Annotated in this window: 20 protein-coding genes and 1 tRNA gene; 14 read left to right on the top strand and 7 right to left on the bottom strand. The window is 58.0% G+C overall.

What is annotated here, in order from left to right:
* The first annotated feature begins 7 nt into the window (after positions 1 to 7).
* Together ABDK74_RS01460 and recQ are read left to right on the top strand one after the other, a co-directional pair.
* A complete protein-coding gene (locus ABDK74_RS01460) occupies positions 8 to 415 on the top strand; it encodes an OmpA family protein (RefSeq protein WP_346002418.1) in 408 nt (135 codons plus the stop codon).
* Between the two features lie 13 nt (positions 416 to 428).
* Positions 429 to 2,297 carry a DNA helicase RecQ gene (recQ, locus tag ABDK74_RS01455; RefSeq protein WP_346002417.1) on the top strand — a complete coding sequence of 623 codons (1,869 nt, stop codon included), beginning with the start codon at positions 429 to 431 and terminating at the stop codon, positions 2,295 to 2,297.
* 4 nt (positions 2,298 to 2,301) lie between these two features.
* Here the strand turns inward: recQ and ABDK74_RS01450 are convergent, their stop codons facing one another.
* Positions 2,302 to 2,793 carry a copper chaperone PCu(A)C gene (locus ABDK74_RS01450; protein ID WP_194254519.1) on the bottom strand — a complete coding sequence of 164 codons (492 nt, stop codon included), beginning with the start codon at positions 2,791 to 2,793 and terminating at the stop codon, positions 2,302 to 2,304.
* A gap of 118 nt (positions 2,794 to 2,911) precedes the next feature.
* Here ABDK74_RS01450 and nrdR point away from each other — a divergent pair, with 118 nt between their 5' ends.
* The 3 genes from nrdR to thiL are packed head-to-tail and all read left to right on the top strand — an operon-like array spanning position 2,912 to position 4,875.
* Positions 2,912 to 3,412, top strand: coding sequence for a transcriptional regulator NrdR (nrdR, locus tag ABDK74_RS01445; protein ID WP_194254520.1), 501 nt, complete (start codon positions 2,912 to 2,914; stop codon positions 3,410 to 3,412).
* The gene (gene nusB / locus ABDK74_RS01440; protein ID WP_194254521.1) at positions 3,409 to 3,894 is read left to right on the top strand and encodes a transcription antitermination factor NusB; all 486 of its coding nucleotides are present in this window, start codon (positions 3,409 to 3,411) and stop codon (positions 3,892 to 3,894) included. The genes nrdR and nusB overlap by 4 nt, the downstream gene beginning before the upstream one ends.
* Positions 3,895 to 3,897: 3 nt before the next feature.
* Complete coding sequence (gene thiL / locus ABDK74_RS01435) at positions 3,898 to 4,875, top strand: thiamine-phosphate kinase (protein WP_346002416.1); 978 nt, start codon at positions 3,898 to 3,900, stop codon at positions 4,873 to 4,875.
* A gap of 24 nt (positions 4,876 to 4,899) precedes the next feature.
* Here the strand turns inward: thiL and ABDK74_RS01430 are convergent, their stop codons facing one another.
* A complete protein-coding gene (locus tag ABDK74_RS01430) occupies positions 4,900 to 6,093 on the bottom strand; it encodes a hypothetical protein (protein WP_346002415.1) in 1,194 nt (397 codons plus the stop codon).
* Between the two features lie 139 nt (positions 6,094 to 6,232).
* Here ABDK74_RS01430 and ABDK74_RS01425 point away from each other — a divergent pair, with 139 nt between their 5' ends.
* Together ABDK74_RS01425 and glk are read left to right on the top strand one after the other, a co-directional pair.
* Complete coding sequence (locus tag ABDK74_RS01425; protein WP_346004129.1) at positions 6,233 to 7,036, top strand: SDR family NAD(P)-dependent oxidoreductase; 804 nt, start codon at positions 6,233 to 6,235, stop codon at positions 7,034 to 7,036.
* Between the two features lie 111 nt (positions 7,037 to 7,147).
* Positions 7,148 to 8,116, top strand: coding sequence for a glucokinase (gene glk, locus ABDK74_RS01420; RefSeq protein ID WP_194254524.1), 969 nt, complete (start codon positions 7,148 to 7,150; stop codon positions 8,114 to 8,116).
* 315 nt (positions 8,117 to 8,431) lie between these two features.
* Here glk and ABDK74_RS01415 read toward each other — a convergent pair whose 3' ends face one another.
* The 4 genes from ABDK74_RS01415 to ABDK74_RS01400 form a co-directional block, all read right to left on the bottom strand.
* Positions 8,432 to 9,067 carry a hypothetical protein gene (locus ABDK74_RS01415; protein WP_346002414.1) on the bottom strand — a complete coding sequence of 212 codons (636 nt, stop codon included), beginning with the start codon at positions 9,065 to 9,067 and terminating at the stop codon, positions 8,432 to 8,434.
* 11 nt (positions 9,068 to 9,078) lie between these two features.
* Positions 9,079 to 11,925: a hypothetical protein gene (locus ABDK74_RS01410; protein ID WP_346002413.1), complete on the bottom strand. Its 2,847-nt coding sequence runs from the start codon at positions 11,923 to 11,925 to the stop codon at positions 9,079 to 9,081.
* Positions 11,925 to 12,428 carry a lysozyme gene (locus ABDK74_RS01405; RefSeq protein ID WP_346002412.1) on the bottom strand — a complete coding sequence of 168 codons (504 nt, stop codon included), beginning with the start codon at positions 12,426 to 12,428 and terminating at the stop codon, positions 11,925 to 11,927. Before ABDK74_RS01405 ends, ABDK74_RS01410 begins: the two co-directional genes overlap by 1 nt.
* Before the next feature lie 697 nt (positions 12,429 to 13,125).
* A tRNA-Cys gene (locus tag ABDK74_RS01400) sits at positions 13,126 to 13,199 on the bottom strand.
* Between the two features lie 156 nt (positions 13,200 to 13,355).
* On the opposite strand from ABDK74_RS01400, the gene ABDK74_RS01395 reads away from it, so the two are divergent.
* The 4 genes from ABDK74_RS01395 to ABDK74_RS01380 are packed head-to-tail and all read left to right on the top strand — an operon-like array spanning position 13,356 to position 18,967.
* Positions 13,356 to 14,813, top strand: coding sequence for a TolC family outer membrane protein (locus ABDK74_RS01395; RefSeq protein ID WP_346002411.1), 1,458 nt, complete (start codon positions 13,356 to 13,358; stop codon positions 14,811 to 14,813).
* 30 nt (positions 14,814 to 14,843) lie between these two features.
* Entirely contained in the window at positions 14,844 to 15,371 is a 528-nt protein-coding gene (locus ABDK74_RS01390) for a DUF2497 domain-containing protein (protein WP_346002410.1), read from the top strand.
* Positions 15,372 to 15,426: 55 nt separating this feature from the next.
* Complete coding sequence (locus ABDK74_RS01385) at positions 15,427 to 18,093, top strand: valine--tRNA ligase (protein ID WP_346002409.1); 2,667 nt, start codon at positions 15,427 to 15,429, stop codon at positions 18,091 to 18,093.
* Entirely contained in the window at positions 18,086 to 18,967 is an 882-nt protein-coding gene (locus tag ABDK74_RS01380; protein ID WP_346002408.1) for a hypothetical protein, read from the top strand. Before ABDK74_RS01385 ends, ABDK74_RS01380 begins: the two co-directional genes overlap by 8 nt.
* Here ABDK74_RS01380 and ilvD read toward each other — a convergent pair.
* Positions 18,945 to 20,801 (bottom strand): dihydroxy-acid dehydratase, encoded by a 1,857-nt coding sequence (gene ilvD, locus ABDK74_RS01375; protein WP_346004128.1) that lies wholly within the window; start codon positions 20,799 to 20,801, stop codon positions 18,945 to 18,947. The genes ABDK74_RS01380 and ilvD overlap by 23 nt on opposite strands.
* Before the next feature lie 152 nt (positions 20,802 to 20,953).
* On the opposite strand from ilvD, the gene ABDK74_RS01370 reads away from it, so the two are divergent.
* From ABDK74_RS01370 to ABDK74_RS01360, 3 genes are all read left to right on the top strand, one after another.
* Positions 20,954 to 22,897 (top strand): CocE/NonD family hydrolase, encoded by a 1,944-nt coding sequence (locus tag ABDK74_RS01370; RefSeq protein ID WP_346002407.1) that lies wholly within the window; start codon positions 20,954 to 20,956, stop codon positions 22,895 to 22,897.
* A 73-nt stretch (positions 22,898 to 22,970) separates the two neighbouring features.
* The gene (msrA, locus tag ABDK74_RS01365; RefSeq protein WP_346002406.1) at positions 22,971 to 23,525 is read left to right on the top strand and encodes a peptide-methionine (S)-S-oxide reductase MsrA; all 555 of its coding nucleotides are present in this window, start codon (positions 22,971 to 22,973) and stop codon (positions 23,523 to 23,525) included.
* A gap of 51 nt (positions 23,526 to 23,576) precedes the next feature.
* Positions 23,577 to 24,959: a DUF2252 domain-containing protein gene (locus ABDK74_RS01360; protein ID WP_346002405.1), complete on the top strand. Its 1,383-nt coding sequence runs from the start codon at positions 23,577 to 23,579 to the stop codon at positions 24,957 to 24,959.
* Position 24,960 lies beyond the last annotated feature (1 nt).

The raw sequence follows: 24,960 nt of genomic DNA, 5'->3' as shown, positions 1-24,960 counted from the left end.
CTACGCCATGGCACGTTTCCTTTCCCTCATCCGCATCGCGGCCCCGGTTTTCGTTCTGTCAGCTACGCTGACAGGGTGTGCCGAACAACCCACCCGCGACAGCTACGTCGTTTTCTTTGACCGTGAATCCGTCACACTCAGTCCCGTCGCACAGGCTGTCGTCACCAAGGCCGCCACAGCAGCCCGTGCCGAACACGCCACGGTCGTTCGCGTTTCCGGCTCAGCGGGAGTGAATGGTGATGCCGCCGTCCTGAAGGAACTGGCCACGAGCCGTGCACAGGTTGTTGCCACGCAACTCAGCAATGACGGCCTCAACGGCGCCAAGATCGAAATGACGCCGTACACGCCGAGCCAGCTTGAAGACTCACACGTGGCGCTGCGCCGCGTTTCCATCACCATCGTTCCGGGTCTCTGATCCGGAAGCAGAAATGACGCAATCGCAGACCACGTCTTCCGACGAAACGGGTGTCGGCACAGCCCTGACGCCTGAAGGGGTTCTGGCGGAAATCTTTGGATTTTCGGGTTTTCGTGGCCTCCAGAAAGACGCCGTCGAAACGGTCATGCGAGGCGAAGACGTTCTCGTCCTGATGCCGACCGGCGGCGGCAAGAGCCTGTGCTATCAGGTTCCTGCGCTCTGCCGGGAGGGCATGGGTCTCGTCATTTCACCCCTGATCGCCCTGATGGACGATCAGGTTGCCGGGCTACGACAGCTTGGAGTTCGGGCCGCCGCCCTGCATTCCGGGCTTGAACCGGATGAACGCGAACAGCTCCAGAGCGATCTGCGCAACAACCGGATCGACATTCTCTATATTTCTCCCGAACGGCTACTTCAGCCTTCCACAGCGAATTTCCTTTCAAAACGTCAGATCTCGCTGATCGCCATTGACGAAGCACACTGCATTTCGGCCTGGGGGCATGAGTTCCGTCCGGAATACCGCGCACTTGCCAGCCTGCCTGAAATGTTTCCAGATGTTCCCCGTATTGCCCTGACGGCCACAGCCGATCCGCGAACACGCGACGATATTCTGAACGCATTGGGCATGCCTGAAGCACAGGTTTTAATGGCGAGTTTCCATCGCCCCAACCTGATTGTGGAGGCCCGCGCCAAAGCCAGCGAAAGCCGCCAGCTCCTCGAAACGTTGCAAAGCCACCGTGAAGGGGCCTCCATTGTCTATTGCGGCAGTCGCAACAAGACAGAGCGTGTCGCCACAATGCTGCGCAACAAGGGGCTGACAGCGCTGCCGTTTCACGCCGGCCTTTCCGCCATCGAAAAGCGCGCGACCCTGATGCGTTTCCGCTCCGGCGAGGAAATGGTGATTGTCGCGACCATCGCCTTCGGCATGGGCATCGACCGGCCCGACGTGCGCTGCGTCGTCCATCTGGACATGCCCTCATCGCCGGAAGCATATTACCAGCAGATTGGTCGGGCAGGGCGCGACGGTGAGCCTTCCGACACGCTCCTGCTGTACGGCGGTGAGGACATGGCGCGGGCACGTTACTGGCTTGAACAGTCCAGCGCTCCCGACAACGAAAAGCGCGTGATGCAGGCCCGACTGGAAAGCATGATTGCGCTTACGGAAACCACAGGCTGCCGTACCCAGGCGTTGCTTGCGTGCTTCGGGGAAAATCTCCCTCAGCCCTGCGGCCATTGCGACAACTGCATCAACCCGGTCTCAACCTTCGACGGAACACAGGCTGCCCAGAAAGTCCTCTCCGCGATATACCGCACCGACCAGCGTCTTGGCGCGGTCCAGCTCTCCAACATTCTGCGCGGTAAGACCAACGAAACCATTGAGCGCAATGCCTACCAGCATCTCTCGGTGTTCGGAATCGGCAAAGACCATAGCGAACAGTGGTGGCGTGCTGTCATTCGACAACTGATCGCACGCGGCGCCATACGGATGCACGGCGAATATGGCAGCCTGGCGCTCCAGAGCGAGATTGCCCGCCCGATCCTGCGCGGTGAGGAACGTGTCGCGCTCAGGCTTGAAGCCAAAGCCGCCCTGACTGCCAGCGCGGGCTCTGACGGCAATACGGAAAACGATCGCCTCTCAGCGGATGAAAAACCGTATTTCGATGCCCTGCGACAGTGGCGTCTGTCCGAAGCGCGGGAGCAGGAAATCCCGCCCTATGTCATTTTCCACGATTCCGTCCTGCGAGATATCGCCCGCGAGCAGCCGGATAGCCGGGACGGTCTGGGCTGCATCAAGGGGGTCGGCGCCTCAAAACTGGACCGTTACGGAACTGCCGTGCTGACCGTTCTGCGGGAAATCCGCGAGCCTGCCTCAGCCCACTGAAAACTCAGTCGTGAGTCAGTTCGTCAGGCCCCGTCACGGTAAAGCTGACGGTGATGCTGCCCGCATTCAGAATATCGAACGTAAAGGGCACCTTGCTCCCCACAGCAGGCATCTGCCGAATGCCCATACACATCATGTGATAGCCCGAGCGCGGGAAAATCATCGTGGAGTCGTGAGGCAGAGCCAGATGGGTAAAGAGGTCATTTGCCCCTTCGGTCTGCTGCTGGTTCGTATGATGCGCAACCACGTTCTCACAGAGCGGAGACGAAATCCCCTTCAGGAGATGGTCGACGCCGTCATCGTTGCGAATCGTGAAATAACCCGCTCCACGGTTTGGAAAATATGCTGAGGGGCGGAATGTCCCGTCCAGAACCACGACCCGCTGTGCATCATGAGCAACATCCGGCGGCGGCACAGCCCCCGAAGGAGACTGCTGAGCCAATGCCTGGGACGCAGAGAAAACAAAGAGGGCGGTCAGGACAGATACCCGTTTCAACGACAGTCTCCCGGTAGTTTAAGTCTCATGCAAGGCCCCGTTTGGGCCAGAACGCATCATCCGGTAAAGTGCGCCCACTTACCCGGCCCCGACAAGGCCCGAACTCTCAGGATCGCGAATGCGTTGCCCTTTTTGTGGACATGACGACACCCAGGTCAAGGACAGCCGGTCCACGGAAGACGGCATTGCCATCCGTCGCCGGCGCGTCTGTTCGGCATGCACGCAGCGCTTTACGACCGTCGAGCGCGTTCAGCTCCGCGAACTCTCCGTCACCAAAGCAGACGGTCGGCGCGTTCCTTTCGACCGGGACAAGCTGGCACGTTCCATTCGGGTCGCCCTGCGTAAACGCCCCGTTCCCGAAGAACGTCAGGAACAACTGGTCAACGGGCTAGTCCGACAACTCGAAGCTTCGGGAGAGCATGAAGTTTCTTCCCATCGCATCGGTCAGCTTGCGATGGACGCATTGCGCGAAGTGGACGGAGTGGCCTATGTCCGCTTCACCAGCGTCTACCGCGACTTCCGCGAGGTCGAAGCGTTCTCGAAAATCCTCGCCGACATGAAACCCATTCCCGGGGAAACGGACGCCCCGTCCCCCGACGACTCCCAGGAGACACCATGACCGTTACCGACGCCCCCGCCACCAACCCGACGCGCCGGAGCCGGACCATTGCCCGCGTCGCAGCCGTTCAGGCGCTGTTCCAGTGCGAACAGTCCGGCGACACGGCGGAAACCGTCATCAGCCAGTTCATCCGCCATCGCCGCGTCAGCTCCACGGCTTTATTCGAAGACGGTCATATTCCCGATGCCGACCTAAAACTGTTTCAGGAAATCGTCCTTGGCGTCACCCGCCGACAGGACGACATCGACGCGAAGTTGAGCGGCGTCCTGCCCGAACAGTGGCCACTCCCGCGTCTGGACCCCGTCCTGCGCGCGCTGCTGCGTGGTGCCGTTTTCGAACTGATCGGTACGGACACTCCGGACCGGATCATCATCAACGAATATCTTGACGTCGCTCACGGCTTCTTCTCCGGCGACGAACCCAAGATGGTCAACGGCATCCTCGATACAATCAGCCGCAGCGGTAATGACGGCAACGCCTGATCCATGACGGGCAGATCGGACTCCGAAAACGCCGGATCAGGCGAGTTCAGCTTCATCGCCCGTCATTTCCGGCCTCTCGCCGGAGCAGAAGCCCTCGACCTGCGGGATGACTGCGCATTGATGCGCTGTCCCGACGGCGAGGAATTTGCCATCTCGACCGACACCATGGTCGAAAATGTCCATTTCCTTCCGGACGACCCGCCAGAAACCCTCGGCCGCAAGCTGCTTCGCTGCAGTCTGTCCGATCTGGCGGCCATGGGCGCACGACCTCATGCCTATACGTTGAACGTAACTGTCCCACGCGGAGGCCGACACGACGACAACTGGTTTGCTGCGTTTTCGCGCGGCCTCGCGAAAGACCAGAAGCGCTACGACGTACATCTGATCGGCGGCGATACGACTTCGATTTCCGGGCCATTGGTCCTGTCCGCCACCGTATTCGGACTTCTCAGACAGAACCGTGCCCTTCGCCGCAACGGGGCCAGAGCAGGCGACGATATCTGGGTCACAGGTACGATCGGAGATGCCGCTCTAGGGCTGATGGTTCTTCAGGGTAAACTGGAAGACACTTCGGGTTTTCTGGCCGAACGATACCATCTGCCTCAGCCCAGAACAGGCTTAAAGCTTCACGGCATCGTCAGCGCGGCCATGGATATCTCAGACGGTCTCATTCAGGACTGCGGTCATATCGCAGCAGAATCCGGTGTCCAGCTTGTTCTCAATGCTAAAGCCGTTCCGGTCTCGGAGGCGGCTGCCTCGCTCGGACAAACCTTGCTCATGCACCGCCTGTGTGGCGGCGACGATTACGAGTTGCTTCTCACATGCCCGCCCGAACGGTCACACGCGCTTCAGTCTGCATGCCAGGATGCTCGTACCCCGGTTCATCGTATTGGTCAGGTGCAAACAGGACGCGGTGTCAGGCTTCTGGACGCGACAGGACGGGATATTGTTCTCGAACAGGGCGGCTGGCAGCATTTCTAACGCCGCCCTGTAAAAATCCGGCTTTCAGGCCGGATCGTCGATCTGCCGTTCATAGAGCCTATAACGCTTGTAAGGCTCGGGCACGATGCTTTCCGCCAGATTGCGCATATTGGAATCAGACGCCTGAATCCAGCCCAGCTCCACCCAGGAATAGGGCAGGGATTTACGGCGACGCATCAGCTCGGCAATCGCCAGTGAAGGCACAAGTGCCCCCAGAACGGTGCCGCGCAGACGTTGCGTCACGCCGAGCAGGATGACACGGGCCGAATGAAAGCGATGCGTCGTCAGTCGGGCCGCCAGCTTTACCCAGCCCAAAGGTGAGGGAGAGCCACCAAGATCACCAGCAATATCATAAAGATTGGGAACCACCAGCGCCATGGCAACGGGCTCGCCGTCCTGATCGATCTGGACGTAATGTTCGGGGCGAAGAACCGGAGCAAGCTGCTTGATCATGGCCTTCATTTCGTAATCCTGAAGCGGCACGAAATTGAACTTGTCGCTCCAGGCATCATTGTAAAGCTGACGCAGGATCTCGCCCTGTTCGGCAATCTGCTTCTTAGACAGGCGCCTGATAGCGATGGAGCCGAGTCGGCCTTCACCAATCTGAAGATCTCCCGGGACCTTGAAACGCGCCTCTGTCTTGTCATCAAGATCAAGCTTGTAGCTGACCAGATCCTCAACCGGCTTGTAACCTGCATCTTCAACAAGTTTGCCCATAAGGCGAGGATGCCAGGGCATCGCGACCATCAGAGGCTGATCCTGCCCCTCGACCATCAGGCCGGATTCGCCGTTGCCGCTCAGTGTCACCGGCCCGCGCATTGTCTGCATGCCTTGAAGACGCAGCCAGTTCCGGGCCGTCTCCAGCAGTGCGCTGACAACGCTGCCTTCAGGAACGGCATCAAGCGCACCGAAACAACCGATTTTCATACCCCAGTGCTCAATGGCACGATGGTCCACGATTGCCGCAATGCGCCCCACAGCCGTGTTTCCACGCCACGCCAGAAAATAGCGGATGCTCGCATGGCGGAAAATCGGCGCTTTTTTCGGATTCAGCAGATCATCCTGTTCCATGTCGAAAGCCGGAACAAAACCGGCCATTCCGGCATAAATACGACGTGGCAGCGTCGTGAACAGTTTGAGATCAGCCCGTGTCGTCACTGGCCGGACCACAAGATTATCATGTGGCGCAGGGATGTCAGTCCTGTCGGGCAGTGTCATAATGGCAGGTGAACCTCTGATCGAAAAAAACATCCCGTCCAGCGGGGTGATGTGCCAGTACGGCACGGGGTCGCATCTTGTTGCATGGGAGGGCTATACCCTTCCAGCCCCGATCCGACCACGAATAAAGCGGTTTTCCATGCCAGAGACTTCTGTTTCCTCTTCTAACACCCCCTTTCACGTTCTCATTACCGGCGGATCGAGCGGTATAGGTGCCGCTCTGGCGCTCCACTACGCCCGTCCGGGAACACATCTGACGCTCTGGGGCCGCAATCCCGAACGGCTTGAAGACGTCGCCGCACAGGTGGTCCGCAAAGGAGCTTCGGCAGGCATCCTGTCCCTCGATCTGTGCCGCACTGACGACGCCTTGGCTGCTTTGCGCAAAGCGGACGATGAGCGAAAAATCGACATCCTGATTCTGGGAGCCGGACTGGGCGATATACGCCCCGAAGGCGCCCTGACGGAAACAGCCGAACAGGTCCGTGACATCTCTCTCGTCAACTTCACGACCCCTGCAACCCTCGCCACCGAGATGGCCTCACGCATGGCTGTCCGCAAAGAAGGCCGGATCGCGCTGGTAGGGTCAGTCGCCGCTTTCCATGATCTTCCGATTGCTACGGCCTATAGTGGCTCAAAAGCTGGTCTGGCCCGCTTCAGCACGGCCCTGCACGCTGCCATGAGCCCGCATCATGTCTCAGTGACGCTGATCTCCCCGGGCTATGTCGACACACCAATGAGCCAGCGTCTCGAAGGAGCACGGCCTTTCCTCGTATCTTCTCAACGCGCAGCGCGCATGATCGCCCGCGCGATTGGGCAGGGAAGGGCGCATCTTCTTTTTCCGTGGCCTTTCGCCATCGCCCGGGTCCTTGAAATGCTCGTGCCACGCGCCATCGTTCACAGACTTCTACGGACCGCAGAAGTCCGACAGCGCCCAACTCACTGAATTACGACTTCCATCACATCCGGAACTTGACGCGGCAGAACCGGTAGGCAACTGCTGCACATGGAAAAAGCGCGGGCCGTCGGCCAGCATCGCCAGAGGATTTGAGGTGCCATGAGGGAAATCGTCGCCGTCGATATCGGTGGAACGCACGCACGTTTTGCAATCGCGACCATCGAGGATGGCAAGGTCATCACATTAGGTGAGGCCACGACACTGAAATGTGCGGAACATGGCAGTCTGGCGCTGGCCTGGGAAACATTCGGCCGATCCCTGAACCGCGAACTGCCGCGCGAAGCCGGTATCGCAGTCGCCTGTCCGGTCAGCGGAGAAATTCTCAAGCTGACTAACAATCCCTGGGTTATCCAGCCCAGCCAGCTCTCTGCGCGCCTGCATCTCGACAATTTCGTACTGGTCAATGATTTCGGCGCTGTGGCCCATGCCGTGGCACAGGTCGATTCATCCTACATGAAACATCTGTGTGGACCGGACGTCGACCTCCCAACCGAAGGCGCCATCACCATCGTGGGACCAGGGACCGGACTGGGAGCGGCGTGCCTCCTGCGCCGCAATGACCGGTATTTCGTGATGGAAACCGAGGGTGGTCATCTGGACTATCCTCCCCTCGACGAGTTGGAAGACAAGATTCTTAAAGCCCTGCGTCTGCGCTTTCGTCGCGTTTCCGCAGAACGGATCGTATCAGGTCCGGGGCTGACCAATTTGTATGAAGTAATTGCGGAAATGCAGGGCTGGCCTATCACCCTGCGTGATAACCGGACCCTGTGGCAAAACGCGCTCGACGGGTCAGACACCGTGGCCGTTGCCGCGCTGGAGCGATTCTGCCTGAGTCTGGGCGCCGTCTCCGGCGATCTGGCTCTGGCTCATGGAGCACGCGGCGTTGTCATTGGGGGCGGATTGGGCCTGCGTCTTGCGGACAGCCTCGGCCATTCCGGATTCGCAGAACGCTTCGTCGCGAAAGGTCGCTTTGAAACCATGATGACCGAAATGCCGGTCAAGATCATTACTCATCCACAGCCCGGCCTGTTCGGAGCGGCTGCCGCATACGCAGAAGCCCATCCGTAATACGCCGATATTTTGGATTTCCAGAGATTTTCTCTGGAAATCCAATAAATTGCGATTTTTAAGAAAACACTTAAGTCTATCCAGACTTTCGCACGCAGGTTTGAAACAAAAGGTTCAAAAAACCTTCTGCTTTTAAGATGCTCCTTGTAATTCCATCTCCCCTATACTGACTAGCAGAATGCCTGACCCATCGTGGCAGGACCTCAGCTTACGATAACAGATGCAAAGGCAGGCAGGACCGTCTGGAACAGGGTTGTCCAGTCCATTTCAGTTTTCCATTTCAATATGAGATGTTCAGTGTGTTGGCAGACTGTTTTACCAGCCGGTCTGCCAGGACAGACGGCCTATTTTGCCGCTCGCAATGCAGTAATACATATAATCTGCGTCAAAATAGAACCGTCCTGCGGTGCAGGCTGCTGACGAACTGGCAGGCGTTTCCTGCCGGCGAACCGTCAAAGCTCCGTCCATGCTCAGGCCAGCATTTTTCAGATTGAACACCGGGTTTGCGCCGTTCCCGTCATCCAGATAGCCGAACCCGATGTTTATTCCATTGCCGTTGTTCATGGTGAGCATCCCGTCCAGGGCAAGCGCGTTATAACCCTGATAATTCCAGGGCGTAATCGTTACAGCCCCACCATTCGCTTCAAACGTGCACCCGGTCGTGGAGCAGAACGTCCCCGAGGATCCGCTGCCTGATCCACCGCCTGATCCGTTGGCGGCAATGGCCGCATTGACCCATGCCGTTGTCGCCACCTGCCGGGAATTATTCCCGGCCCCCGGATCCGGAAACAGCACCACGCCGCTGAAGGTGACATTGCCGTTGACGGTCCCGTACAGGGTGGGATCATAAAGATCCCACTGGGCAATGGCGTGTGCGCTGGTGTCAGCGAAACAGTCGCCAGCCCCCATGAGAGCCACCAGAGCAGCAAGAGAAAAAAGAACCCGTCTCATCCTTGGCGTCCTCAATACAGATTGGCGGTTACAGCGCCGATATAGAAAGTGCATTTCGGAAGGGATTCCGTGTCCAGGATCAGCGCGATATGCGTGGCAAATGCAGGCGCACCGGCTCCTGTCGCGTCCGGAGAAAGCGGATCGGGGCTTATGGGGATGCCCAGATATCCTGGTGACGTCCCATGAGAGAGCCATTTGGTATAACCGGCTTTCGGAACGTGGATATCGTCCTCTCCGCAGAACAGATTGGCCCCACCAAAAGTGGCCCTCCCGAACTGGTCCGACCCGATCACCTGCACAAAGAATGTGCGGAAATATAGAACCGCCAGATCCGCCTCGTCTGTGGGCATAACGTCATTGGCTGAAACGGCTCCCGCCGACAGGTCGTAAGGGAACAGGACGTTGAGCGTGATGTTTCCGGACTGGTACTTTTCAATCGGGACGCAGATGACGATCCTGTCGTTCCGGCTCTGCCCCTGCGTCTGAACCTTCAGGGACGCCGGATAGCCGTTGAACATGTAGTCCGTCGACAGTGCGGCGCTGGCCCCCTGGGACGTCCATTGGTCGATGCCCGCAACATTCTCGGAATAAAGACCGCCCGTCAGCCCGACGCCTCCATTCAGCGCCAGAACGCTTTTTGATTGCGGAATGAAGAACCCGGCCAGACCCAGCGGATCAGAGGTCCAGTTGTTATAGGTCCCGACATTGGCGTTGCCCGTGTTGTCAGACGTCCGGATCTTAAGCTGCCCCGGCCCACGCAAAGCCCTGCCGTCCGTACAGGTCAGATTGTAAAGCTGCGTCTCATGGAAAATCATCTGGGACATGTTGGTTTCGAGAAAAACCGGCGGGCCGGGGAAGTCCGCGTGATTGCCTGCCCCAAGGAACATGCCGCCGTGGCATATGATCGCACCGCTGCCTTTGCAGTGATAAAGCGGCTTGTCGTACGCAGATGGCCCCATCATTTCCATGTGGCAGCCATGGGTCTCGATGCGTCCGGTATTATTGATGATGCACTGGTCCGAATAATCCAGCGACGTGCCGTAGAAGGTAAATTCACCGCCGCCCGGATTATTGATGATGCAGGCAGAGTTCCCCAGACTTCCGCCGTACCATCTGTAGTTTTCACCGGCGTTGATACTGCCCAACAGGAACTGCACACAGATCCCGCAGTCCCCGACTGAAAAGTCCCAGTATTCTGACAGATACGCGCCGCTGCCGTAGTTGATGCCAATGCCGAATGAATTGACGCTGCCTGTCTGAAAACTCTGGACGGTCCCATCTATGTTTTCATACGAATTGTACCAGATACCGGTGATGCCTGAATTTCTTCCCGGACCGTTGATGGCGAACCCCTTGGTCAGCAGCCCCAGCGGATAGTGTGAGGTGGACCCGTCCCGTGTGGAGAGAACGGCCGTATTCCGGTTCAGCTTTGTCACCGAGAACCGGGTGAATGTGGCGTTTACATACCCCGACACGGACACGACCACGAACTGCGTACTGTCTTCGGGGACATACAGCGGCACGGAAATCGAGCCTGTCACCGGGACGTCAGACAGATTGGCTATGATGACGCTCGGCCCCTGCATGACCCAGCTGGACTGTCCCGATCCGGGGCTGCCGCTGTTGATGCCCAGACCGATGCTGCCCGGCTGACTGTTCAGCATGGCATACGACCCGCCGAGCGTGCAGGAATACTCGATCTCGAACGTATATGCCCCCTTGGGGAGCGTCAGCTTCTGCCCGAACTGGTTCCAGTGCCCGGTTGCCGTGGACATGTTGTTGTTGTCAGAGGCGGCAATCGTCGCGGTGGTGTTGGACAGGGTGTAGGTCCCGGTGCGACCCGTCCCGGTGCCGAAGCCCGTGATCGTGGTCTGCGTGCCGAGTTTCCACTGCGAATCATACAGCGGGTCCCCGATCTTGATGTCAGGGTTGCCCGTCATAGCCGTCACGGTCAGGACGCCGCCCGAGACGGACCCCGTGATCTGGGTTGCGTTCGGTGGATCGGTATAGACCGCCATACCCTTCTCGAAGACGACATCCGTGATCTGGGCAGGGGAATAGATCGACGCATTGACGAACGCGCCGCTGGCATTGCCGGTCGCGAACGTGGGATCGTCAACATACTCCACGACCGTGTTCACGGCCTTCAGCGCCGTAAAATCCAGGATGGAGTTCGTGAAATCCCCGAAGGACGTCCCCGAAATCCAGATCAGAGGATTGTCGTCCAGCGCAACCGCGTCATTGCACATGATGTAATGCAGCGCAGGCGAGCTGATGCCCTGGCCCGAATTGCAGACGGTCTGGATGGCGACGAAATCGAACTCCTGATCCAGGCTGTAGGCGATCGGAAAGACTGCCTGCGCCTCGGCCAGCGTCGAAAAATAGCCAGACAGTCTGTGACTGTTCCCGTCACCGACGGCACCGAACCATTGCGGATTGAGCCCGCCCTGATAGACGCGGCGATACGTGGTCCCGCCAGCCGTCACGATAACGGTCCCGAAATCCGACGCACCAGCCCCCGCAGACCGGATGAAGAGGCCTGCTGCGCCGCGCCTCAGATCCGTGCCGTCCCAGGACGTCAGCATGACCGCAGCCGGCGATGTCCTGAGCGCCAGAAACTCCGCGATCGAGGCCACACTGGCCCGGATGCTGGAAGCCAGCACGTCCGCAACACTTGCCCCGTCGAGCGTGCTGGCCGCATCGATCGTGCCTGACTGGATCGACTGGTGGATCGACTGGCCCCCATCTGCATCCACCTTGTTGCCAAGGGCTGCGGCGACCTGTGTCGACTTGACCAGATCGGCCAGGATTCCCGTGTCGATCACAGACTTCCAGGGTGGCGTGAAATTCTGAACCATCAGACGATCCTGTTTTTCAGTGTCAGGGGAGAAGGGAGTCCAAGAAAGAGCGCGCGCTCATGCGCGCGGCGGGTCTTCAGGCCGGGCAGTTCGAGCAACTGGCCACGCACGGTGGCCTTGTCCCAGCGCAGCAGTTCATCGGCCGCGCCGGCATAATCTGAGGCATTCAGCTTGCGTAGCAGGGTCGAGCCTGCGACGGCAGCGGTCCCGACATTGTATTGCCAGGACAGCAGGGCCGCGCGCTGGACGTCCGACAGCGCCACCCGGACCAGACGGGACAGCACCACATCGAGCGCCGTTACGGTCTGGAGCAGGAGGCTGCCAGCATCTGCCTGATTGATGGGGGCGGTGCGTTCCGTGACGGGCTGTCCGTCGGCCAGCCACCGGCTGCCATACCCGATCGTCCAGTATCCGGCCGGGCAAACATAGGGCGCCGCGCAAAAGCCCTCGAACCCCGGCCGCCGCAGCAACGCCGTGGCCAGAACGATGGCAGTGTCATGCATGGGGGATTTTCCATAAAAAAAGCCGCCCGGTTGGGGCGGCTTTGGTAGAGAAAGTTTTGAAAAAGGGCGGGTCTAATGCCTCACCATAAGCAAAATTATCAAAATTACTTTTTCTATATTGCGGGCATCACCAAAGTAAATTTTTCTGGTTATTGGATGGAGATTTAATTTAAAATTTACTTAGATCCGATTTTACAATAGCTATATTATTGGGTGAATGCAATAGATTTTTAAATGGATGATATTATCTCACGAAAATCTTGACCAATTCCCAGATAGCGTTCAACGCAATTGGCTTCCTAACAAAGGAAAGTCTCGTTATTTTTTTAATTCCGCACTTCGACGAAGCGATGGAAAACCATCCAAGCAAACCCCACCTATAACGTCCGATTTCGGAAATAGCAGAAGAGAAAAGGACTTGATTAGAGGTAATTGTCATCATTCACCAAACAATCTGATGGAGGACTGGCTTCTGGGTTTATAGTCCACATTCTCAATGCATGGTCTGCACAAAACAACACTCATAAAACCAGCAAAGACGAAGCGGATAACGCATCAGATCGCAGCGATCATCGAGCATAAATGATAGCGAAGATGGAAATATATCTGATCAGTCGATCCAGAGAGACTGACGGAACAGGATGTGGCCGTATTTTCAGGCCGCAAAACCAAATCCGTAATTTTGTAAAATTGTCTCTGGAGGTCCGGGCGGGAATCGAACCCACATACGCGGATTTGCAGTCCGCTACATCACCATTCTGCCACCGGACCTCGACGGAGACAAGCGCTATATCTCTCTTAGCGCCCGAAGGGTCAAGACCGATAATTGATCTTCAGAAGGATTTTTCTTCTGCTCCCGAACAGGCTATTAAGAACTGATTCACATAACACTGTGATATAGTGCAGACTTCAAGAGCAGGAAATCTCATGACTTCAGGGTGCAATAGCGCGACGAAACTGACGACTCCTTTTGGGTTGGGTCTGCTGTCGCTTCTCCTGAGTGGAACTGCTCTTGCCCAAAAATACGATGGCAGCGGTTCACCGAATTTCATTCCGCACACGCTGCAAGAAGCCCTCTCAACAGCGTATCTGACCAATCCGACGCTTCGGGAAGAACGAGCCCATCTGCGAGCAACAGATGAACAGGTTCCCACCGCACTTGCAGGCTGGCGTCCGACCGTTCAGACGGGCATGAATCTGACTTATTATGATGGAAGTACAGATTACGCTTCAAGCGGCGGCTATCTCGGCAGCTTTCGGCGCTATCAGACGCCCGGATATACGGGAAGCGTCACCATTACCCAGCCGCTGTATCAGGGCGGAAAAACAGTCGCTGGCGTACACGCCGCAACAAACCAAATCATGGCAGAACGTGCCCATCTGATCCAGACGGAGCAGGACGTCTTTACCAGTGTTGTCAACGCCTATGTCGGCATTATTGAAGACGAACAGCTCTTACAGATCGCGATTAACAACGAACACGTCCTGCAGCAACAGGTTGAGGCAACCCAGGAACGTTTTCACGTTGGTGAAATTACCCGGACCGACGTCGCACAGGCACAAGCAGCTCTCGCCAGCGCTACTGCCGAACGGCAACAGGCCGAAGGAACCCTCCAAAGCGCTCAGGCAACCTATCTGCAAGTCGTCGGAATCGCAGCTTATCCAAATCTGGAGCCGCCTCAGCCGCTGAATCTTCCTGTACACAGTGAGCAGGAAGCCGTTTCTATCGCCGTGCAGAACAACCCTCAAGTCGTGAACGCGCTTTTTGCTGAAGCTCAACGCAAAGACAACGTGTCCGTCCAGATTTCGCAGATCATGCCAAAGGTCTCCGCAAGTCTGAACTACCAGCACTCCGTCAATCAAGGATACGGCAACTCCCTTCAGGATAATAAATTCGGCGAAATCGAATTTTCCATTCCTCTTTATCAAGGAGGTTCGGAATACGCCGCAATCCGAGGAGCACGTCAGGATGCACAGGCTGCCCATCGGGAAGTCGACGTCCAGCGCAGAACAGCCCTTCAGAAAGCAGCGTCAAGCTGGCAGCAGATGGTAGCTTACAAACAGTCCATTTCCAGTGATCGCATGGCCATTTCCGCAAACGTGATTGCACTCGATGGTGTGGAACGACAGGCACTTGTCGGAACAAGCACTACGCTCGCGGTTCTCCAGCAACAGCAAACTCTGCTGCAATCCCAGAGAACACTTGTTCAGCACCTTTCGAACCTTGTCACGTCTTCCTACGCGGTTGCAGCCTCGATTGGCCGATTGACAGCGGTAGATCTCAAGCTGGGTGTCCCGCTTTATGATGAAAAAGCTTATTATAACGCGGTCAAGAATAAGCTGTGGGGTATGAACGACTACGCCATCAATCAGCCTGGCCGATAATTTTCAAACAAAATGGAATATCCGAAATCTATGACTTCTTCTGATTTGAACCCGCATGAACAACACGACGGCGAAGCCATGACGGACGTTCTGGGTTCCATTAGGCGCATTCTTCATGAAGATCCCACTCCGGCGGCGGCATCTGAGGGCACACAGGACAGCGCACACCAAGGAGAAGAACTGACACTCGACAGTTCCATGATGGTAGCGTCTCCATCACCTTCTGTAACGACCGTTCCCATTTCAACGGCCACTCCTGCAACAGCAGACGCGACGACTGCAGTTCATACAGAAACCGAGCAGAACCGGAATGATCTTATGAACGCCCAGACGGTCGCAGCGGCGGAACGCTCCCTTGATGAGCTTCATGCCGCATTCAGCGGCACGACTCCTCTGGCATCAGATACAGTCATCAGTCGCGGAAGCGGCCTGACGATCGAAGATATGGTTCGTAGCGAAGTTCGTAGCATGGTCCGGACGTGGCTGGACGCCCACTTGCCGTCGCTGGTTGAAATTCTTGTCCGTGCAGAAATTGCCCGTCTGCGTCCGCGGGAGTAAGAAGGACGGTGGAAGAGCATTCTTCCACCTGCTGTACTGACTGTCCTGGATAACCATGCTCGAAAAAAGCTTCGTCCCCGCCGACCATGAAAATGCCCTCTACGATGCGTGGGAGAAAAGCGGCGCTTTCCGGGCTCACCCAGATAAACCCGGTGAGCCTTTTTCGATCATGTTTCCCCCGCCAAACGTCACGGGAACGCTTCATCTCGGACATTCACTGAACTTCGTCCTTCAGGACATGCTGATCCGTTGGAAACGTCAGGAAGGCTTCAATGTCCTCTGGCAGCCCGGAACGGACCATGCCGGCATTGCGACGCAGATGGTTGTCGAACGTGCTTTGGACAAGGAAGGCACCAGCAGAACAGCTCTGGGGCGCGAAGGCTTTCTCGAACGCGTCTGGGACTGGAAGCATGAGTACGGCGGCACCATCGTCCAGCAGCTCCGCAAACTCGGCGCCTCGGCGGACTGGGAACGCGAGCGTTTCACGATGGACGATGGATTGTCCCGCGCGGTCCGTAAGGTTTTCGTCACCCTTTACAAGGAAGGGCTGATCTATCGGGACCGGCGTCTGGTCAACTGGGATCCAAAATTCCGCTCTGCCATATCGGATCTGGAAGTGGAGAACCACGAGACCAAAGGGTTCATGTGGTATATCCGCTATCCGCTGGAAGACGGCCGGACCATCACTGTCGCTACGACGCGCCCGGAAACAATGCTCGGCGATGTCGCGGTCGCGGTTCATCCCGAAGATGAACGCTATGCCGACATGATCGGCAAGATTGTGACTTTACCACTCACAGGTCGCCGCATCCCTGTTGTCGCTGATCTACATTCGGATCCTGAAAAAGGTACGGGTGCCGTCAAGATCACGCCCGCCCATGACTTCAACGATTTCGAAGTCGGCAAGCGTCACAATCTGCCAACCCCGACAGTTCTCGATGAAACCGCCTGTCTGTGGATTGAAGAAATCCGCCCTGAACTCCGGGATATCGAAGGTCTCTCTTCGCTCGCATTTGTCGAAACCCTGCACGGCCTGAGCCGTGAAGAGGGCCGCAAACAGGTCGTTGCCGAGCTTGAACGGCTGGAATGGCTGGAAAAGGTCGAACCCCACAAACTGCAGGTTCCCCATGCAGAACGTGGGGGCGCCATTGTTGAGCCGCGCTTGACGCTTCAGTGGTACTGCGATGCGAAGACGCTCTCTGGCCCTGCAGTAGAAGCGGTCGAAAGCGGGAAAATCGCTTTCGAACCCCGCCAGTGGGAAAACACATTCCATGCCTGGATGCGCGACATCCAGCCCTGGTGCATCAGCCGCCAGCTTTGGTGGGGACATCGCATCCCGGCGTGGTATGGCACGGACGGTAAGGTTTACGTTGCTGAAAATGAGCAGGAAGCTCAGGCTCAGGCCGGTGAGGGCGTGGCGCTCTCACAGGATGAAGACGTTCTGGACACCTGGTTCAGTTCCGCGCTCTGGCCGTTCACCACGCTCGGCTGGCCTGACAAGACGGAAGAACTGGCGCGCTATTATCCGACCAGTGTGCTCGTCACAGGCTTTGACATCATTTTCTTCTGGGTCGCCCGGATGATGATGATGGGGCTGCATTTCATGGACGATGTTCCGTTTCGGACTGTCCTGATTCATGGGCTGGTCCGGGACGAAAAAGGACAGAAAATGTCCAAGTCCAAGGGTAACGGCTTGGACCCGTTGGATCTCGTTGCCGAATTCGGGGCGGATGCGACGCGCCTTGCAATCTGTGCGGGGACAGGGCCGGGCCGGGACATCAAGCTTGGGCGCAAGCGGGTTGAGGAACATCGCGCGTTCATTACAAAACTCTGGAATGCTGCGCGCTTCCTTGAAATGAATGGGGCGACACCGACAGAAGGCTTTGATCCGGCCAGCGTCAAGAGTGCGCTTGGGCGCTGGATCCTGACGGAAGCCAACGATGCGGTGGCTGAAGCAGGGCGCGCGCTTTCAGCCTATCGTTTCGATGAATATGCCAATTGCTGCTATCGTTTCGTCTGGAGCCGGTTCTGTGACTGGTTCGTGGAATTCTCAAAACCCGTCTTTGCCGCGGAGAACGCAGAAACCATCGAACTCCGGGCTGTCAGCGCACATGTTCTCGGGCTGATCCTGCGCCTGATGCAGCCGGTTATTCCGTTCGTGACGGCCACGCTGTGGAAGGAACTGGGCTATGCCGGGGCTTTCGAAGAGAGCCGCTGGCCGGAACCCATGCAGGTTGATCGGGCAGATGAAGCCCGTTCGGAGCTGGACTGGGTTATTCGCCTGATCAGTGATGTGCGGACCGTACGCTCGGAAATGAACATCCCGCCATCACAAAAAGCACCGTTACTTCTGCGGGATGCGACTGCGGAAAATCTGGGCCGTGCGCAGACATGGGCGGAAGCCATCGGCCGAATGGCACGGGTTTCGGAAGTTGGAGTTGTGGGAGAGGATGCGCCCCGTAATGCGGCGCAGATCGTTCTCGACGAGGCTACTGTTTTTATTCCGCTTGAGGGGCTGATTGATCTGGATGCGGAGCGGGCGCGTCTCGCCAAGGAAGCGACCCGGATCGAAGGCGAAATTCTCAAAGTGACACGCAAGCTGGACAATGCGGACTTCATCGCCCGCGCCAAACCGGAGGTGGTGGAAGAAAACAGAGACCGTCTGACGTCATTCCAGAGCGATCTGGCTCGCCTCAAAGCGGCTCTGGGGCGCCTTGCCTGACTTCAGAACATCCGCCAGCCTTGGTGCCGTCATTCTTGCCGTTATGGCGGGAATGGCCGCAGCGAGACCACTGCCGGAGGGGCGAAGCCTTGAGCATGCCGCCATAGCGGGCGAGCATCTTGATGTTTCGGTCTTCAAACCCGCATCTTGCACGATCAGGGCGATCCTGATTGTGCTGGCAGGTAAAGAGCGCGATAGCGCGACGTATCGCGACAACACTATTCCGCTGGCCAGACATGAATGCAGTCTGGTGTTCGCGCCCAATTTTCCCTTATCGCGATTTCCCGTCCAGCAATATCAGCGGGGAGGATTTCCGGTTTTGTCACAGAGGGCGGCTCCAGCTTCCCTGTACATGAAACCGCTGGAGCAGTGGGCTCGCAGCGTTGCCGAGGAACCGCATCTTCCGATTATTCTGATAGGACATTCCGCAGGGGCACAATATCTGGAGCGGGTCGAAGCGTATGTGCCTGGCGAGGAGGTCATGACGGTCATCATGAATCCTGCCACCTATGTCGAACCGGAGACGGAGACGCCCGTTCCGTACGGATTTCATAACTGGCCTGAACCGGCCAGTCTTCCGGACCTCAAACGCTATCTCTCACGGAATATCGCAATTATTTTGGGTGCAGAGGATACCACACCTTCGCTACCGGGAGAGCGCGTTCCCGACGCTGCGGGGCAGGGCCGAAACCATCTTGAACGCGGACAATGGGCTTATGCCCAAGGCCGCGAACAGGCTGAGAGGCTCAATGTTCCCTTTGGCTGGACGATTACGCTCGTACCGGCGACGGGTCATGTTGCATCCAAGATGCTGGCGTCCGCGGAGTTGCAGGACGCCGTTGAGACTGCAATCAGGTCCGCGTCTTCACGATGATCTGAGATAAATCGCGGACGGCGCCATGCGCTGCACTCGTGGTCATGGCAGCATAGGCCTGAAGGGCTTTTGAAACGACGCGCTCGCGATCGGGCTTCCACGCATTTGCGCCACGCGCGTTCATTCGCTCCCGCCGATCGGCGATATCGGCATCTGCAACAGCGAGATGCAGGCCACGGTTGGGGATATCGATCTCGATGCGATCGCCGTCTTCGACCAGTCCGATCAGGCCACCTTCGGCAGCTTCCGGGGACATGTGGCCGATAGACAGGCCCGAGCTTCCGCCGGAGAAGCGGCCATCCGTGATGAGCGCGCAGACTTTGCCCAGACCTTTGGACTTCAGATAGCTGGTCGGATACAGCATTTCCTGCATGCCAGGTCCGCCCTTGGGGCCTTCGTAGCGGATAACCACGACATCTCCGGCCACGATGCGGTTGCCGAGAATGGCCGCCACGGCATCGTCCTGACTTTCGAAGACGCGCGCTGTTCCCGTGAAAGTCAGGATGCTGGTTTCGACACCGGCTGTTTTGACGATGGCACCGTCTTCCGCGAGGTTACCGTACAGCACGGCCAGACCGCCATCCTGCGAGAAGGCATGTTCCTTGTCACGCAGGACACCGGCTTCGCGGTCCTGATCCAGTTCGTGATAGCGGCTGGATTGCGAGAAAGCGTGGACGGTGCGGACATTGCCGGGAGCAGCCTTGAACAGATGGGCGGCTTCCGCATCTCCGTTCAGAATATCCCATTTTTTCAGCGCATCGCCGAGCGTGGGCGCGTGGACGGTCGGGACGCTTGTGTCGATCAGACCCGCACGATTCAGCTCCCCCAGAATGGCCGGGATACCACCTGCACGATGCACGTCTTCCATGTGCACGTCGTTCTTGGCGGGGGCGACCTTGCACAGATTGGGCACACCGCGCGACAGGCGGTCGATGTCGTGCATGTGGAAGTCAACGCCCCCTTCGCTGGCAGCAGCCAGAAGATGCAGGACCGTGTTGGTCGAACCGCCCATGGCGATATCGAGCGTCATGGCGTTCTCGAAAGCAGCGCGGGTTGCGATGCTGCGGGGCAGGGCGGAGGCGTCGTCCTGTTCGTACCAGCGACGTGCCAGTTCCACGACCAGACGGCCAGCGCTCAGGAACAGCTCGCGACGGTCGCTGTGTGTGGCGAGAAGCGAGCCATTTCCGGGAAGGGACAGGCCCAGCGCTTCGGTCAGACAGTTCATGGAATTGGCGGTGAACATGCCCGAACAGGAGCCGCAGGTGGGGCAGGCGGAGCGTTCGATCTGTTCTGACTCGCTGTCGGAGACTGATGGATCGGCAGCCGCGACCATTGAGTCAACAAGGTCCAGCTTGCGCGTCACACCTGGGCCGTTGATCTTTCCCGCTTCCATCGGGCCACCGGAGACGAACACGACGGGGATGTTCAGGCGCATGGACGCCATCAGCATGCCCGGCGTGATCTTGTCACAGTTGCTGATGCAGACGATGGCATCTGCGCAATGGGCGTTGACCATGTATTCCACGGAATCCGCGATCAATTCGCGCGAAGGCAGGGAATACAGCATTCCGCCATGACCCATCGCGATGCCATCGTCGACTGCGATCGTGTTGAATTCCTTGGCAATTCCGCCCACTTCCTCGATCGCGGATGCCACCAGACTGCCCATGTCTTTCAGATGGACATGGCCGGGGACGAACTGCGTAAAGGAATTGGCTATGGCGATAATGGGCTTGCCGAAATCGCCATCCTTCATGCCCGTCGCCCGCCAGAGCGCACGGGCGCCAGCCATGTTGCGACCGTGAGTGGTGGTGCGGGAGCGATAGGCGGGCATGGAGCAGACTTTCATGACGGAAGAAGGCCCTGATCCATAGCGAATCAGACGCACAGAAGCCAGTGCAGGAAAGATATGAAAACCGGGGGGTGCTCCTCTTGCCCGAAAGTCTCCGTCCGGTCCAAACTCGCAACAAAGATCAGGAGCCTTTTGTGAGACGTCATTTTCTGAGCCTCGGTACAGCTCTGGCTGCAACCTGCCTGTGTGCAGCACAAGCTGCCGAACCCACTTCCAGCCTGCCAGTCACGCCCGACATGATCCAGACCGGCAGCGATATTCCTGCCCATTTGAACATGCCTGCAATCGAGCGTGACTACATCAAACGCGACGTCATGATTCCGATGCGCGACGGTATCAAGCTCCATACCGTCATCGTCATTCCCAAAGACGCCAAAAACGCTCCGATACTGCTGACTCGTACGCCTTATAATGCCAGCAAGCGTGCTGGGCGGGATTCCGATATACGCACCATGCGCGAACTCCTGCCCCAGGGAGACGACGTGTTTGTGGATGGTGGATATATCCGCGTTTTTCAGGATATCCGGGGCAAATACGGCTCACAGGGTGATTACATCATGACGCGGCCGCCCATCGGTCCGCTGAACCCGACGAAAACGGATGATACGACCGACGCGTGGGATACGGTCGACTGGCTGGTCAAGAACGTGCCGCAGGGGAATGGCCGCGTCGGCATGACCGGATCGTCCTATGAGGGCTGGACGGTCGTCATGGCGCTGCTGGACCCTCATCCGGCCCTGAAGGTTGCCTCTCCGGAAAGCCCGATGGTTGATGGCTGGATGGGCGATGACTGGTTCCATTACGGCGCATTCCGCCAGCCCAGTCTGGATTATTTTGCAGGGCAGATGGCGGCCGCGGGCTCTGGCGTTTCGATCGACCGCCCTGACGAGGACGACTACACGACGCTCCTTGCGGATGTTTCCACCGGCAATTTCGCGACGAAAGCCGGGCTGGACCAGTTTCCCTGGTGGCGCCGCATGAAAGCGCATCCGGCTTATGATGCTTTCTGGCAGGATCAGGCGCTGGATCAGTTGATCGTGAAAAAGCCGCTCAAGGTTCCGACCATCTGGGAGCAGGGGCTGTGGGATCAGGAAGACATGTGGGGGGCGATCCATTCCTGGATGAACCTCAAGGCGCACCACACGCAGGTTCCGAACATTCTCGTCATGGGGCCGTGGCGCCATAGCGGCGTGAACTATGATGGTTCCACGCTTGGTCCGCTGCATTTCAATGGCGATACGGCGCTGTGGTATCGTGCCAATGTCATGCGTCCGTTCTTTGATCATTACCTGAAGAACGCGCCCGATCCGCATCTGGACGAAGCCATCATTTACAATACCGGCGAGAACCACTGGGATCACTTCCGCAACTGGCTGAACGACTGCGGCACGTCCTGCATGCAGAAGGGTGAGCGTCTGTATCTCCAGCCGGATCATGGTCTTGCGTTCAAGCGGACGCTGCCCGGAACGGACAGCTATGTGGCCGATCCGGCGCATCCGGTGCCGTTTGTCGAGCGTCCCTACATGATGGACGGAGATCCGCGCTGGAAGCCCTGGCTTGTGTCGGATCAGCGCTTTGCCGAAAGCCGCCCGGATGTCCTGACCTACGAGACGCCTGTTCTTGACGCGCCGGTTCGGGTGTCGGGCGTGCCAACGGCGGATCTGTTCGCGTCGACCACCGGGACGGATGCAGACTGGGTCGTGAAAATCATCGACGTTCAGCCCGGTCATACGCCGGACAACCCCAAGATGGGGGGATATGAGCTGCCGATGTCGATGGATATTTTCCGGGGTCGCTATCGGCAGAATTTTGCCCATCCTTCCGCTATTCCGGCGGGGCAGGTGCAGGAATACCACTTCACACTTCCGGCCATGAACCATGTGTTTCTCAAGGGGCACCGGATCATGATCCAGATCCAGTCGAGCTGGTTCCCGCTCTATGACCGCAATCCCCAGACCTTCGTGCCGAACATCTTCGACGCCAAGGCACCGGATTACCGTGCGGCCACGCAGACCATCCATCGGGGCGGCGATCATGCCAGTGCCGTGTGGCTCCCGGTCGTCACGGCAGCACCGTAATTCATTGAGCAAACTCGTCAGACAGGTTCGGCCTCCCCATATGGGGAGGCTGTCCTTTTAACGGAGCATCATCATGACGACCCCGTCTTCCAACCTGTCCTCCATTCTCCTTGGCGCAGGCTGCTTCTGGTGCGTCGAGGCCGTCTTTACGGGCCTGCGCGGCATTATTTCGGCTGAGCCGGGCTACGCTGGCGGCAGTGTTGAGAACCCAAGCTATGAAGACGTCTGCACAGGCCGGACGGGACATGCCGAAGTTGTAAAAGTCGTGTTCAATCCGGCTGAAATCGGGTTGGAGGACGTACTACGCGTGTTCTTCACGACGCACGATCCCACACAGCTCAACCGTCAGGGCAACGATATCGGTACGCAGTATCGGTCCGTTATTTTTGGCGATGCCGCCCAGCAGGAAACGGCCAGAAAAGTTCTGGATGAAATTACTGCGGAGGGTCTGTGGCCGGAGCCGATCGTCACCTCCATTGAAGGTCCGGCCCATTTCTGGCCCGCTGAGGAAAAGCATCACGATTATTTCGCCCGCAACCCGCAGACCGCCTATTGTGCAGCCGTCGTGGCGCCCAAGGTTGCCAAGGCGCGCAAGCTCTATCGGGATCGTCTCAAACAGCCGGACTGACAGGCGCGGGGTGCTTTGTCATGGCACATTTTTCGGATAACGTGACAAACCATGACAGAAACTCCCGTCTTTCCCACGCTCCGTACCCGTCAGGCCCGCTACGCAGCGGGCGTGGCACTCCGCAAAACCGTCAAGCGCAGCAGCCACGCGCTCTGGACGCCTCCAGCCACACGGCCCGATCCGATCGGAATTCTGCTGGAGCAGGGAAAGAGCCGGATTGCGGACCTGCTTCCCATCCGCCATCAGCGCATGAAAGCGTCGCCCTTCGCATTCCTGCGTGGTGCCGCGGCCATTATGGCCTCGGACCTGTCCTTCACACCCGCGACCGGGATCCGCGTTCAGTCCTGCGGAGACTGCCATCTCGATAATTTCGGCTGCTATCCATCTCCGGAAGGGCTGCCCGTTTTCGATATCAATGATTTCGACGAGACGGCACCGGCGACATTCGAGTGGGATCTCAAACGTCTGGCAACCAGCCTTGTGCTGGCCGGGCGCGAGGCGTCCTTGTCTGAAAAGCACTGTCGCCGTCTGGCCGTTTCCGCTGTCCGGCAGTATGTCGAAGAAATTGCGCGCCTGTCGGAATTGACGCCGCTTCAGGCCTGGAATGTGCGGATTGATCTGCGGGCCGTCATAGACAGCATCAAGGACAATACGACGCGCACGGGCATGATGGAGAAAATCCAGTCACAACTTGGGGCTATTTCCGGTCATTTCGGGATGATCGACCCCAAGTCCTCGGTGCGCTTGAAGGAGCACCCGCCCTTCGTCACGCGCCTGCCGCAGCATAACAATATCGTCCGTGGCGCCTTTGCGCGCTATGTCAGCGATCTGCCGCCCGAGCGCAGGATCGTGCTGGAACGCTATGCATTGCAGGACGTGCTGTTCAAGGTTGTGGGGATTGGCAGCGTCGGGACATTCTGTGCGCTCGGGCTGTTCACCACAGCGGATCATGAACCGCTGATCCTTCAGATCAAGGAAGCCCAGACATCCGTGCTTGAGCCCTTTCAGGGCGCAGTGGACCTTCCCAATCACGGGGAGCGCGTCGTGACGGGACAGCGGATCATGCAGGCCAGTTCGGACACATTTCTGGGCTGGACCCACACTACTGGCAAACACACAACGTCCCAGACGGGCCGCAAGGCTGGCGGGGGACGGGACTTCTATGTCCGTCAGACCAAGGATGTGCGTCTGGCCATGATCGGCGAGAAAATCGAGAACGCTCTTCTACCCGAATATGCGGCGTTATGTGGGCGCACGCTCGGGCGGTCGCATGGCCGGTCGGCCGATCTTTCTCTGCTGGCGGGTTATCTGGGGAAGGGCCAGTCCTTTGCCTCCGCCATTGCCGATTTTGCGGTTCGTTACGCCGATCAGAGCGAAAAGGACTGGAAAGCCTTCACGCAGGCGATTGCGGACAAGCGCGTCTGCTGTGCCTGAG

The organism is Gluconobacter sp. OJB, from assembly GCF_039638275.1.
GTDB classification, from domain to species: Bacteria; Pseudomonadota; Alphaproteobacteria; order Acetobacterales; family Acetobacteraceae; genus Gluconobacter; species Gluconobacter cerevisiae.
This window is presented reverse-complemented; position numbering and strand designations above follow the sequence as displayed.